Origin of the sequence: Bacillus nitratireducens (assembly GCF_036320425.1) — a bacterium.
Classification (GTDB): domain Bacteria; phylum Bacillota; class Bacilli; order Bacillales; family Bacillaceae_G; genus Bacillus_A; species Bacillus_A nitratireducens.
This window is the reverse complement of the sequence record NZ_JAUMJO010000012.1, coordinates 17,135-30,392: the sequence shown is the minus strand read 5'-3', so window position 1 is coordinate 30,392 and position 13,258 is coordinate 17,135. Positions and strand designations below refer to the sequence as shown.

Sequence of the window (13,258 nt, the reverse complement as noted above, 5' to 3'; positions counted from 1 at the left end):
CCCCTTTAACCTGAAATTTTTGGTGTTGATGCTAATAATGTTTTCGTATAAGAATGTTGTGGATTACGGAATACTTCGTCCGTATTTCCAAATTCAACAAGTTCTCCTTTATATAGGACAGCCACTTTTTCACATAAATAGTGAACCATCGGCAAATCGTGCGCGATAAATAAGTATGTATAGCCTTGTTCCTTTTGAATCTTTTGCAGCAAATGTACAATTTGAATTTGCAATGAAACATCTAATGCTGAAATTGGTTCATCAAGGATTAATACTTCTGGCTCACACAATAGCGCTCTTGCAATGGCAATACGTTGACGTTGTCCTCCGCTAAATTCGTGTGGATATCGATCAATATATCGTCTATCTAATCCAACACGCTCTAGTGCATCACCTGCGACTTTATCTTTCAATCCTTTATCGCCTAAACCGAATGAAATATAGCCTTCTGTTACGATATCGCGCACTTTCCAGCGCGGATTTAATGCAGCTGTGGAATCTTGAAAAATGAACTGTACTCTCTGTAAGAAATTGCGTTTATTCGCTGATTTCAGCTTATGAACAACTTGACCGTTGTAATCAATCTCACCAGATGTTGGCTTTTCAATTCCAGCAATTAATTTTCCAAGTGTTGTCTTTCCAGAACCACTTTCTCCAATAATGCCAAGCGTTGTTCCTTTTGGGATAGAAAGTGATATATCTTTTAACGCTGCGATTTCCTTATGTTTACTTCCATACGTTTTCGTTACTTGCTTAACAGTAATTAAATCTGTCGTCATGAGGCATTCACCTTCTCTTTTGATTTCGGTTTATTATGCTCCAGAATATGTTGCCAGCAATGTGAGCTATGCTCCTCAGAATATGTCGTTCTCTCTGGGAAGCGATGAATACATTCTTTTATCGCTTCTGGGCAACGATTTACAAAAGGACAACCAAAGCTATTTAACGTTTCAATGGAAGGTGTCGTTCCTTCTATAGCACGTAATACTTTTTCGGAATCGTCCATATTCGGAATTGCTTGTAATAAACTTTTTGTATACGGATGCTTAGGTGAACCTATTACTTCTTGTATCGTCCCTTTTTCAACAACACGGCCCCCGTACATAACTACCACCCGGTCAGCTACTTCACGTACAAGCGCCAAATCGTGAGTAATTAATAAAATACTCGTATTTTGTTTTTCTTTTCGCTCTTTTAATAATCCCATAATTTGCTTTTGAATCGTTACATCTAATGCCGTTGTAGGTTCATCTGCAATAACGAGCTTCGGGTGACATGAAAACGCAATGGCCAAACAAATACGTTGCCTCATACCACCGCTTAACTGATACGGGTATTGTTCAAAGCGTTTCTCTGCTTCATGTATGCCTAAATCATTTAGTAAGTTAATTGCAATTTCTTTTGCCTCTTTCTTCGATTTCTTTTCATGCTGCAAAATTACTTCTGTAATTTGCCTTCCGACCTTCATCGTCGGATTTAAAGATGAAAGCGGGTCTTGAAAGATAAAAGAAATATCTTTCCCGCGAATTTGATTCCATTCTGATTCTTGTAAATTAGTTAATTCCTTTGATTGGAAAGATACATTTCCATCATCAATATGAATTGACTCTTGATTTAAGCCGATAATTGATTGTGCTGTAACACTTTTCCCTGAACCACTTTCTCCGACAAGTGCAACTATTTCACCTTCGTTAATAGAAAAGGAAACATGCTTCACAATTGCTTGCTTACTATTCTCTTTTTCAACGGCCAACGTTACGTTTTCTAAAGATAAGATTTGTGCCATGTTTTTTCTCCTTTCGATTACGTTTTACGATTTTCGGATCAATCGCATCTTGCAAACCATCACCAATTGCATTAAATGCGAACATGATGAGTGCAATCATGATTGCCGGGAAGAATAGTTGCCACCATTCTCCGCTTAGTAACGTCCCAAGTGCATCGTTCGTCATCGTGCCCCAGCTTGCCGCTGGTGATTGTACTCCAAGTCCGATAAAGCTTAAAAATGATTCTGAGAAAATAGCTGCTGGAATTGTAAATGATAAATTTACGATAATAATCCCCGTTAAGTTTGGAATTAAATGCCCATATATAATTTTCATATGAGATGTACCTAATCGCTCTGCTGCGATAACAAATTCTCTTTGCTTTAAAGATAAGACTTGCGCTCTAATGAGACGTGCCATGCCAATCCATCCCGTTAACGCAAGGGCGATTATAATTGTAAAAAGTCCTGGTTTCATAACGATTAATAATAAAATAACAATTAATAAATATGGGATACCGTATAACACTTCAATTCCTCTTATAATCCACTCATCAATTAACGTTCCAAGACGATTACGCCCTCTCACGTATCCACTGAACCCTCCGATAAGTACACCGAGCCCTATATCAAGAGCTGCCGCTACCAATCCAACTGTTAGTGAAATTTTCCCACCAGCCCAAGTACGCGCCCATATGTCTCTTCCTAAATCATCTGTTCCGAACCAATGCTCACTACTAGGCGGTAAATTAGTTGCTTCTTTTACTTGTTCACTCGCAGTAAATGACGTTAAACTTTCGCCAATAAGCGAGAAAACAATAATTAGTAATAACGTCACTGCCCCTAAAACTGCTATAGGGTTTGATATGAACTTGCGAAACACTTCCTTTTTTCGGCTAATCGTTTGCTGATCTTTATTTATCGTTAATTCTTTTTTCTCTTCATTCGTTAATAACTGGTCATTAATTTCATAAGCCCCCATTTAAACATTCCCCTCCTTACGTAATAGAACGAATACGCGGATCAACAATACGATGAATGATATCTGTAATAAAAATACATACAATTAATAGCGAACTATAGAAAATGGTTGTTCCCATAATTACCGGATAATCTCGGTTAAAAATACTATCTACAAAATATTTTCCTAAACCAGGAATTGAAAATATTTTTTCAATAACGAAAGTTCCTGTTAAAAGTCCAGCCATTAATGGGCCAACAAATGTAAGTACCGGAACAATTGCATTTCGAAGAGCATGTCTTATAATGATTTTCTTAATTGGTATACCTTTCGCTCTCGCTAGCTTAATATAATCACTCTGCAACACTTCAATCATATTAGAGCGAACAAACCTTGTAATAACCGCGATTGGTCCTAACGCTAATGCGAAGGAAGGTAATACAGTATGCTCGAAGGTTCCCCAAGACGCCACTGGTAGTAATTCAAATTGGATGGCGAATACTTGTATAAAGAGTGGCGCTAAAATAAAACTAGGAATGGAAATACCGAGAATCGCAAGCAAGCTCACACTATAATCAATCACTTTCCCATGATATAGCGCGGCAAATGTACCTGCGGCAATTCCGACTAACAATGAAATAACAAGTGCTTGTAAACCAATAATTGCTGACGGTCCAAAACCGGTTGTTATAATTTCCGATACACCTTGACCTGTCGATTGAACAGATTCACCAAAATCAAAATGAACTACCCCATCCAAATAAGCAACATACTGATTCCATAACGGTTCATCAAGGTGATACTTCGCTCTCATGTTTTGTATCACTTCTTCAGGAAAGATTTTCGCATCTGACGAAAATGGATCCCCTGGAATAATATGCATAATTAAAAATGTTACTGTCGTAATAACCCATAGTGTAAATACCATAACCGATAGTTTTTTAATAACATACACTTCAATAACCCCCTAAACAAATGAATTTACTTTGTTTTATTGACATATTTGTTCCCATTACTCCTTCTCCACTTCTTAAAACACAAAAAGCCTTGATCTTAAAAAATAAGATCAAGGCTTAATAAAACTATGCCCATCACTTATCTTTCAAGCCTTGCTTGCTGGAATTAGCACGGTGTTCCTACTACAGAACCCGCTGCTGAGGTGTCATAGGGCCAGTCCCTCTACCTCTCTGGATAAGTAAATTGCTATATTATTATTTGGTTCAAATTGTATATTTCGAATTATAATTCTGAAAAAAAGAAAAGTCAATCAAATTGGATATATTTAGAAAAATCAGTTTTTAATGGTATTATTTCTTAAAGTCACTACTTTAACCTATAATAAAATTAATTACCTTAAAGGAGTTATAAGATGGATCCCTTACTTCTAGCCACCATAGGATTGCCATTAACAATTGTCATACTCGTAACCATCGGCTTCTACAAACTCTTCATTAAGAAGAAACGTATCACTTCTTTTTATACTCCATTCGATAATATTACTGGACAAACAATTTCGGAATTTCACGAAGAACAGAAGGTATTGGTATCCGAGGATGAAGACGGAGATGGTAAGAAGAAAAAATAACCTTGCGCATGCGCAAGGTTATTTTTGGGCCTCTGTTTGAAAACGTTTATAGTATGTGGATGCTGTTGCAAAGTTAATTTCTATATCACGAATCAACGATGAATCTTCTTCTTTAGCTAACTTCTGTAATTTTTTCATCGCTTGTTCCGATTCATCCAAGAAACCAGCGTATACCTCATGCTCTTGCTCTTTCGACTTTGGAACACGAATTTCTTTACGTATATGATCAATATCTTCTAACATGCTCGTTGTTACCTTTTGCACGTCTTCCTTATATTTAGCATTCGTTATTTCCTTACCGCCCTTTTCTTTTGCCACTTCAAATAACTGTAATGCTTTATTGATTTCTTTGTTCATTTTTATATCATATTTTTCATGTACTGCAAGGTATTCTTTCATCTCTTCTGTTTGTTCAGTAGATTGCTCTACCTTTTCTTTCGGTTCTTTCGTATCTTTATTTCCATTACACCCTGCTAGAAGGAGCATACCTCCCATTACAGCAATACCCAAAACCTTCTTCATCTTCAATTCTCCTTTTATCTACAGCTACTTCTAATTATAGTTTCTTTTATCTCCACTTGTTTTATTATACCGAGAACATCCTAAATTTTGTACTTAAGATGATTTCTTAATATATATACCCACATTTTTGTCACAGTATCGTCACTTTATGCAAGTAACTTTTGCATGAGTTATTTCAAAGAAATGAAAAAAGAGCTGATTCAAAACATGTTTGAATCAGCTCTTTTTATGAATTAAGCCTCTAAATTTTGTCTTTGTTGCAGTTCAAACTGCTTTTCACTTCTTTTTGCCATGAATAAATAACATAACACAGCACCAATTTCACAAAGAGCTATAACAACACCCATAGGAAGTGCTGTATTGCTTCCACCAATACCTACTAGCGGTGCTACAAGTGCTCCTGAAATAAACTGCAATAAACCTAGTAAAGCTGATGCTGTTCCTGCTGCTTGTTTTTGATTTCTCATCGCTAACGAGAAGCCGGTTGTTGATACAACCCCAACACTTGATACAACAAGAAATAGCGAGCATAAAACACCGATTAGCCCTATTCCTAATACGATTGTAAGTAGTAACGACAGACCGCCAACAGCCGCAATAATAATACCCGCAACAAATAAAGTTTTCTCATTAACTTTCCCCGCTAAGCGGCCAGTAACTTGGCTAGCAATAATAATACCAATACCGTTAATTGCAAAGAACAAACTAAACTGTTGTGGTGATGCCCCGTATATATTTTGCAACACGAACGGTGAACCAGAAATATAAGCAAACATTGCTGCTGTTACTAATCCTTGCGACAATGCATATCCCATAAATAAACGATCTTTCAGAAGCTTTCCGTATGTTGCAAGCGTTCCTGATAATCCACCTGTCTCTCTTTCTTCAAGAGGTAATGTTTCACGTAATACGAAAGTAGCTGATATTAGCATGAATACACTAATTGCTCCAAGAACGATAAAAACGCCGCGCCATGATGTGAACTGTAATAATTGCCCTCCAATAATCGGTGCCAAAATAGGCGCTGCTCCGTTTACTAACATAAGCAGTGAGAAAAACTTCGTCATTTCAGAACCTGAATACATATCGCGTACCATTGCACGTGATATAACGATACCAGCAGACCCTGAAGCACCTTGTAAGAAACGTAAAAGCACTAAACTCCAAATCGATGGTGCAACAGCACAAAGTAAAGAAGAAGCAACATAAATAATAAGAGCGATAATAAGAGGTTTGCGTCTTCCGTAAATGTCACTAATTGAACCAACAAATAACTGTCCCACTGAAAGCCCAAGTAAACAAGCTGTCAATGTAAGCTGCGCAAGAGATGCCCCCGTTTGTAAATCATCTGTTAACTTCGGTAAAGATGGCAAATACATATCAATCGATAATGGCCCAATTGCCGTAAGTGTCCCTAATACAAGAATCATCCATAACCTGTTTGTCTTTACAGGTTTATATACTTCGTGATTAACTCCATTCACTTTTTTCATTCACCCTTTCATATAAATGTCGAATCGTAACAATTATAGTTACAACATAAATATACGTCAAGTATACTGTATTTTCCTGTTTAATAATGTAAAAAAAGCGATAGAATCTCTATCGCTTTACTTTTTCAAATTACTATTTGTAAATTTAGATACAGGTGCCATCGTTTCTCCTGTGTCTAAATATGTGATTTGAATTGGATCTCCTACTTCTGTAAACATTGCATATGGGAATTTCTTCGCTGGTACCATAAATACTTTTTGCTCATTTTCTAATAGTACGTACACAATCGTGTTTTCACCTGATTTTTCTTTATACACACGTTGTACAGTGCCTTCTTTTTGCGCTTCTTTCCCATTTGAAGTCGGTCTAAATGAATCACCACTTCCGCTTAGCGCATTTTTATAGTTCTCAAGCGCTTCTTTTTGCGTCGAACCTGACGCAAACACTTTTGCATTAGAAGCATATATAACAGTATGAGCACGTACTAACCCGCCGTCATCAATAACTGGTACAATCCAAGAAGGCTTACCGTATACGTTATAAATAACTGGCATTGTTCCATGCCATTTCTCTCTCTTAAAGGAATTATCTACTACTTCTGTAGCAGCCGAACCGTCCATAATTCCTTTCACTTCTTTTCCGTTATAGTAATACAACTTTCCTGTACGTGCATCAACTAATGAGTAACCGAGAGCAGAATCTACTCCTTCTTTCGGAGAGGTAAAGTCTGTAAAGTAATACAGTTTACCATCCTTTCCGAAGATAGGTGTAACGCCCTCCTTCGTCCCCCACTCAGTCGGAATCTTCATGTCAGTTTGTGAGAATTTCGTATTCCAAAATCCGTGAATGTATTTTCCGAAGTACGTATTTAACGTAGATGCTGTTTCATGATTTAATACACCATCAACGAATTTAGGTGCATTCCCTTTATCATATCGCTTCACATCACCTGTTTGTGCATCAACAACGACAACGCCTTCTACTTCAAACCCTGATCTTCCTGAAATAAACTCACCGTATGTCATTGTATAATACGGTTTTCCTTTATCATCAACTTCAAATTTTGGTTTCCCTTTAAAAACTAAATCTGGCTCTGCTTTTCGAACAGCACGTTCTAATTTATTACCAAAAAACATACTTGGTACATACTTCATTTTATATCCAAGATGTAATTTCGCTTCCGCATCAGGATTTGTACCTGACATTGTTACGTAACCTGGTATTGTTCCTGCCTTACGCGCTTTAAAAAATCCCGAAACTTCTATCGGTGCTACATACAAGGCTTCACCATTTACCATTTGTGGCGTTAATTCCCCTAGCTCAAAATAAGCTACTTTCGGAATATCACCAAATACCTTTTTCATTTTATTTTCCGCTGTTTTAGGCGGAACTGTAAACGGTTGGTCATTTTCAGTAAATGTCTCTGAAATATCTTTCTCTACCTTCACGACCGAATCATATTTCTTTTGCGAGATTACTATATCGTGCAAATAACCAAAATAGCCGTAACTTGCGAGTAAAACAAACATTAGAAGTCCTTTTAATGTACCTTCTAATTTCCCTACCTGCTCTTGTGAAAATAAAACAAGCCCAATTAAAACCGCTACTGCAACAGAATAATGAGTAAGAATAGAATCTGCTCGATCATCAATTAGCCAGAAATATTCATAGATTGCAATACCTATCCAAAATAAAACAGGAATAACTAAAATAGATGATTTCTTACCCTTTACAACTTTCTCATTTCCTCCTTTATCCACCGCGCGAATTTTATTACCGCTTCTAGTCCATGGAATCAAAAACAAAGTGAGAATAGCTAAAACTATAAATTTCATCAAAGGCAATGTCCCCTTTTCTTTTGTCTTCTCCATAAGTATAACAAATAAAGGGTAATCAGGTAAAAATGGGTATGATTATATTTTTTTGCTACTTAATACAATTCCACTCACTGCATATAAAATAGATGCTATATAAAAAATGGTGCCAATCGTAAAGAAATCTACTAAATATCCCGTTGCAATAACTGCTACTGCTCCTCCAACCGATGTCCACACATGATATTTTCCAATTTCATAACCAGCTTTTTTCTGTTCTACCTTTCGTGCTAACGACGTCTTCTCCGTATTACGCTGCACAGCACCTAAAATACCCATTAAAATTTGGAGAATGTATACATGCCAAACTTCTGTTGCAATAGGAAAACAAAGCATTAATATAGCCATGGACCAGGCGTATATAATTAATAACTTTCTATCACCTACTCTATCAGAGGTTCTTCCAACTAACGGATATACTAGAGCTGAAGTTAAGGCAAATAAGCCATACGCCCAGCCAAATTGCGAGAAGCTATTCCCAACATTTCGAAGCAATAGAATGTAAAAAGGAAATACCATACTTCCCGCCATCATAATTATGCTTTGTGACGCTACAAATCTTCTATATGTCATTTGCTATACTCCTTATAAAATAAATTCACAAACCTTTCCTCTGGGTCTACTTCCTTCTTCTTCTGAAGGAATTCTTCTATACGAGGATATGCTTTCTTTAGTTGCTCTTTTGCCGGATAAGAATAATACGGTAAATAATAACTTCCATTATGCTTTAACGTAACATCAATCATCTTTTGAATGACCACTTTTGTTTTCTTTATTTCATCCTCAGAACGCCCTTGATTAATTAGAAGCACAAGCGCAAACATATCATCTTTCGCATAAGATAGCACCGCATTCTCATTCTTTTCTACATAGCGGATTGTAATGTTAAGAAGGTTTAATTCCTCTTCATTTAAAACACTTCGCAAATCATCTATATACTCTGCAAAACCATCTATCGGTATAAAGTACTCTTGTAAAACTTCAGTCAAGTTTGGATTATCGTATTCCATAAAAGCACTATCAGATCTCATTACGTTATTTCGCGTTTCGTACTTACCATCTGTACGTTCAAAATAACTTCTTTGTATATCCCAAAATGCGCCCTTTCCCCAGTCACTATAACGTGATAACCCAAGTAAAAATTTCGGCACAGCTATAATATTTTCTTCTTTTAATTTGCTGTACTCTCTCAGCTTCTGCTGATCTTCTGATAGTACATAATCTGTCACATACATTTCTTTTAAAAATGAATTTGGGGCAACAGAAATACGTGCTAAATGCATGCGTATATTCTCGTCCCTTCGTACTTTATTCTTAAAGTATGAAGAGTATTCTTTATAATCTAGTACCTTCGTATGCGTTTCATACAATTCATCGTTTGTTAACTGTAGCGTCACATCTAAAATTACACCAAACAATCCGTATCCCCCAACTACATACGGAAACAAATCGGCATTTTCTTCTCTACTTACATTACGCACCGTACCATCTGCCATTAACAATCTGAACGACTCTACTGTATCAATCAATGCTTCATGACGAATATCGCGCCCATGTACATTTACACTTAATGAACCACCCACAGTAAAAATATTTTGAGATTGCATCACTTGAACTGCAAGACCATATGGATTGATTTTCTTTTGAATGTCATTCCATGTGACACCGCTTTGCACCCTAATCCTCTTCTTCTCCGGATCGAATTCTAATATTTCATTATACCCTTTCATATCAAGCATCGTACCGTTCGGATAATACGTCTGTCCGCCTTGGCTATGTTGCATACCTGCAATAGAAACCTTCTCTCCAGAAACAGTTGCATCTTGCACTAACTTTTTTAATGAACTTTCATCTTCAGCATTTTCAACACGTTTAATTTTCGTTGGAAGTAACTTCCCTACATCACTCATAATAGGATGATCCAGTTGCTCTTTGTATGTATATATAGATGTCGCGAGCAACACTGTATACGCTACAATAACAGCTGCTATCTTTCTTTTTTTCAAATGGCACTCTCCCCTTCTAACGTTCTTCCTCTTCATATTGTACCTACTTTCCTACGAAGAAGGTATTAACAAAAAGAGAGAGACCCTTTATTTTAGGTCCCTCCCTCATCAAAACTATTACTTTGCTGCTGGCAGCTGTATTGGCTCAAACTTTTCGTACGATGTATATTTTGCATTCGTAATAATGTGTGCCTTATCCTTACCATTACTACTCATAATCATATCTATCTTCGCTGATTCATATTTAAAATCTTTTGTAATGATGTATTCTGCATCCACTTCTTCTATCTTTGCATTTTGTGCTTGTAGCATTTTCTTCTGCGTTTCATCCATGCTAGTTAACATACTCTCTGTTTCTTGCCCTTTTAATATAAACGTCAGCTTATATTTATCTCCGCTTTTCTCCATCTTCATTTTATCTAAAACTACTGCTGGCACTTCTAAATTATCTACAATATCTTGAGTTGCTTTCATCCCGCTAGCATTTAATTGCTCCTCCGGTACAGATATAACTTCTCCTGTATTAGGATTTTTCACCTGACCAGCAACTTTACCATCCACCGCATACACTACAACCTCTGTACCAGAAACATTCATTTCAGAACGAGAATTCTTTTTCTTTGGCTCTAATTGCATTTTAGCCTTTAGCAGATCCATCTCTGTTCCTTCAGCTTTTATCCCTACATCATATGTCATCGTTACATGTTCTTCATTTTTAAAAGCTTCATTCGCTTTCTTGAAAACATCCTTCGCGGCTAATTCCTTCTCTTTTTGAACCGATTCTTTTTTCGGTTCATCCGTCTTTGTTGTTTTCTCATTACTACACCCTGCACCTAAAATAACTGCAAGGATCATACTAGAAGTTAAAATAAGTTTTTTCATAATTTCTCCTCCTTTCCAAAAGGATATCATCTATTTTCCTTTGAAATCTATATACTTTTTAATATTTCTATTTCACTTTATTTCTCGAATAACAACATGTTTAAAGAAATACTTAAATATGATGTAAATAAAAACAACTAAATTCAGGAGGTCATTATGAAAGCAATTATTTGCACAAAGTATGGGCCACCTAATGTTCTCAAACTTCAAGATGTAGAGAAACCTACTCCAAAAAAGAATGAAGTATTAGTTAAAATTCACGCAACAAGTGTAACAACTGGAGATTGTAGAATGCGCGGCTTTAATAGCCCCCTTTTATTTTGGATTCCTATGCGGATTATATTAGGTTTTAAAAAACCAAGAAAACCTATACTCGGCGTCGAGCTATCTGGTGAAATCGAAGAAATAGGAACAGATGTAACTCAATTTAAAAAAGGAGACCAAGTTTTCGCATTAACAGAGCTTAATGTCGGTGGTTATGCAGAATATACATGTGTGCATGAAAGCGGATTGATATCATTAAAACCTACCAATGTGACGTATGAAGAAGCTGCCATTATTCCTTTTGGCGGAACTTCAGCATTACACTTCCTGAGAAAAGGACGTATAAGAAAAGGGCAACAAGTACTTATATATGGCGCATCTGGTTCAGTAGGAACAGCTGCCGTACAACTTGCTAAATATTTTGGCGCGACCGTTACAGCTGTTTGTAGTAATTCAAACTTTGAACTCGTGCAATCTTTAGGAGCTAATCACGTAATTGATTATACGAAAGAAGATTTTACAAAGCGAGCTGAACGCTACGATATTATATTTGATGCAGTTGGAAAAATTAAAAGATCCCTTTGTCAAAAAGTATTAACGCAAAATGGAAAATATGTATCTGTTAATGGAATGATGGCAAAAGTAAGTAAAGAAGATATGATTCTACTAAAAAAATTAACTGAAACAGAAAATTTAAAACCTGTTATTGATAGAATTTATCGCTTAGAAGAAATTCCAGAAGCTCATATATATGTAGAAAAAGGGCATAAAAAAGGGAATGTTTCCATTACCTTAAAATAAAATATATTCAGAAAATACCATTGACAATTCTTTTTGTAAGATTTACTATTAGTACCATATTTAAAAACTACATACACATACTCTTATCAAGAGTGGCGGAGGGACTGGCCCGATGATGCCCGGCAACCGAGCTTATAACGTATAAGCTAAGGTGCTAATTCCTGCAGAACGATTTTCGTTTTGGAAGATAAGAGAGGAACCTATTTCGTCTATTCGGCACCTCTCTTATTTTTGAGAGGTGCTTTTTATTTTGGAACGTATATTAAGGGGGAATTATAGATGAAAAAGGTATTATTAAGTATTGTAAGTGGAGCTGTATTATTGTTAGGTGCATGTGGTGCTAATTCTGATAAAGAGGTAAAAGCATTAGATGAGAAAAAGATTACCGTTGGTGTAACAGGTGGACCGCATGAACAAATTTTTGAAAAGGTGAAAGAAGTTGCCGCAAAAGATGGTCTCGAAATTGATGTAAAGGTATTTAATGATTATGTAGCACCGAACGTATCTTTAGATGAAAAAAGCCTTGATGTAAATAGCTATCAAACTAAATCTTATTTAGACGTATTTAAAGCTGAACGTAATATGAAATTAACTGAAGTATTTTCCACAGTAACATTCCCTATGGGTGTGTATTCTAAAAGCTTAAAAGATGTAAAAGAATTAAAAGAGGGCGATGCAATCGCTGTCCCAAATGATCCAACAAATGAGCTTCGCGCTTTAAAGCTATTTGAAAAAGCAGGGGTTTTAAAAGTTGATCCAAAGGCTACAGAAAAAGCGACTGCAAAAGATGTAATTGAAAATCCAAAAAATTTAAAGATTGTTGAATTAGAGGCATCTCAATTACCAACACAGCTAAGTGAAGTAAAGGCAGCTGCAATTAATACAAACTTTGCATTAGGTGCAAAATTAAGTCCAGCGAAAGATTCTATTTTCCGTGAAGGAAAAGATTCACCATATGTGAACTGGGTCGTTGTTCGTACTGAAAATAAAGATGATGCTGTTGTAAACAAATTAAAGAAAGCTTATCAATCTAAAGAAGTAAAAGATTTCATTGAGAAAAAATTCGATGGTTCTGTTTTACCGTCTTGGTAGGAGCTGACTATA

The 13,258-nt window shown here is 36.2% G+C and carries 13 protein-coding genes and 2 riboswitches; of the genes, 3 read left to right on the top strand and 10 right to left on the bottom strand.

Annotated elements, in window-relative coordinates; all coding sequences use genetic code 11:
* Positions 1 to 5 precede the first annotated feature (5 nt).
* The 4 genes from Q3V31_RS27755 to Q3V31_RS27740 are packed head-to-tail and all read right to left on the bottom strand — an operon-like array spanning position 6 to position 3,681.
* The gene (locus tag Q3V31_RS27755) at positions 6 to 779 is read right to left on the bottom strand and encodes an ABC transporter ATP-binding protein (RefSeq protein ID WP_000205657.1); all 774 of its coding nucleotides are present in this window, start codon (positions 777 to 779) and stop codon (positions 6 to 8) included.
* Positions 776 to 1,786 (bottom strand): ABC transporter ATP-binding protein, encoded by a 1,011-nt coding sequence (locus Q3V31_RS27750; RefSeq protein WP_000057275.1) that lies wholly within the window; start codon positions 1,784 to 1,786, stop codon positions 776 to 778. The genes Q3V31_RS27755 and Q3V31_RS27750 overlap by 4 nt, the downstream gene beginning before the upstream one ends.
* The gene (locus Q3V31_RS27745; RefSeq protein ID WP_000501527.1) at positions 1,743 to 2,747 is read right to left on the bottom strand and encodes an ABC transporter permease; all 1,005 of its coding nucleotides are present in this window, start codon (positions 2,745 to 2,747) and stop codon (positions 1,743 to 1,745) included. Before Q3V31_RS27745 ends, Q3V31_RS27750 begins: the two co-directional genes overlap by 44 nt.
* 16 nt (positions 2,748 to 2,763) lie before the next feature.
* Positions 2,764 to 3,681 (bottom strand): ABC transporter permease, encoded by a 918-nt coding sequence (locus tag Q3V31_RS27740; protein ID WP_000289323.1) that lies wholly within the window; start codon positions 3,679 to 3,681, stop codon positions 2,764 to 2,766.
* Between the two features lie 137 nt (positions 3,682 to 3,818).
* Positions 3,819 to 3,924, bottom strand: a riboswitch (SAM riboswitch).
* Positions 3,925 to 4,095: 171 nt separating this feature from the next.
* Here Q3V31_RS27740 and Q3V31_RS27735 point away from each other — a divergent pair.
* Entirely contained in the window at positions 4,096 to 4,311 is a 216-nt protein-coding gene (locus tag Q3V31_RS27735) for a DUF3951 domain-containing protein (RefSeq protein WP_000371400.1), read from the top strand.
* 18 nt (positions 4,312 to 4,329) lie between these two features.
* Here the strand turns inward: Q3V31_RS27735 and Q3V31_RS27730 are convergent, their stop codons facing one another.
* The 6 genes from Q3V31_RS27730 to Q3V31_RS27705 form a co-directional block, all read right to left on the bottom strand.
* A complete protein-coding gene (locus tag Q3V31_RS27730; RefSeq protein WP_000756513.1) occupies positions 4,330 to 4,833 on the bottom strand; it encodes a hypothetical protein in 504 nt (167 codons plus the stop codon).
* A 233-nt stretch (positions 4,834 to 5,066) separates the two neighbouring features.
* Positions 5,067 to 6,326, bottom strand: coding sequence for a multidrug effflux MFS transporter (locus Q3V31_RS27725; RefSeq protein WP_000757491.1), 1,260 nt, complete (start codon positions 6,324 to 6,326; stop codon positions 5,067 to 5,069).
* Between the two features lie 117 nt (positions 6,327 to 6,443).
* On the bottom strand, positions 6,444 to 8,162 hold the full coding sequence (locus tag Q3V31_RS27720; protein WP_016128206.1) for a DUF3981 domain-containing protein: 1,719 nt from the start codon (positions 8,160 to 8,162) through the stop codon (positions 6,444 to 6,446).
* 78 nt (positions 8,163 to 8,240) lie between these two features.
* On the bottom strand, positions 8,241 to 8,774 hold the full coding sequence (locus Q3V31_RS27715; RefSeq protein WP_000222371.1) for an MFS transporter: 534 nt from the start codon (positions 8,772 to 8,774) through the stop codon (positions 8,241 to 8,243).
* Positions 8,771 to 10,207 carry an FAD-binding oxidoreductase gene (locus tag Q3V31_RS27710; RefSeq protein ID WP_097872567.1) on the bottom strand — a complete coding sequence of 479 codons (1,437 nt, stop codon included), beginning with the start codon at positions 10,205 to 10,207 and terminating at the stop codon, positions 8,771 to 8,773. Before Q3V31_RS27710 ends, Q3V31_RS27715 begins: the two co-directional genes overlap by 4 nt.
* Positions 10,208 to 10,324: 117 nt before the next feature.
* Complete coding sequence (locus tag Q3V31_RS27705; RefSeq protein ID WP_000733639.1) at positions 10,325 to 11,089, bottom strand: hypothetical protein; 765 nt, start codon at positions 11,087 to 11,089, stop codon at positions 10,325 to 10,327.
* A gap of 156 nt (positions 11,090 to 11,245) precedes the next feature.
* Here Q3V31_RS27705 and Q3V31_RS27700 point away from each other — a divergent pair, with 156 nt between their 5' ends.
* Together Q3V31_RS27700 and Q3V31_RS27695 are read left to right on the top strand one after the other, a co-directional pair.
* Positions 11,246 to 12,154, top strand: a complete 909-nt coding sequence (locus Q3V31_RS27700) for an NAD(P)-dependent alcohol dehydrogenase (RefSeq protein WP_000643846.1) — start codon at positions 11,246 to 11,248, stop codon at positions 12,152 to 12,154.
* 80 nt (positions 12,155 to 12,234) lie between these two features.
* Positions 12,235 to 12,348: riboswitch (SAM riboswitch) on the top strand.
* An 85-nt stretch (positions 12,349 to 12,433) separates the two neighbouring features.
* The gene (locus Q3V31_RS27695) at positions 12,434 to 13,246 is read left to right on the top strand and encodes a MetQ/NlpA family ABC transporter substrate-binding protein (RefSeq protein WP_000756967.1); all 813 of its coding nucleotides are present in this window, start codon (positions 12,434 to 12,436) and stop codon (positions 13,244 to 13,246) included.
* Positions 13,247 to 13,258 lie beyond the last annotated feature (12 nt).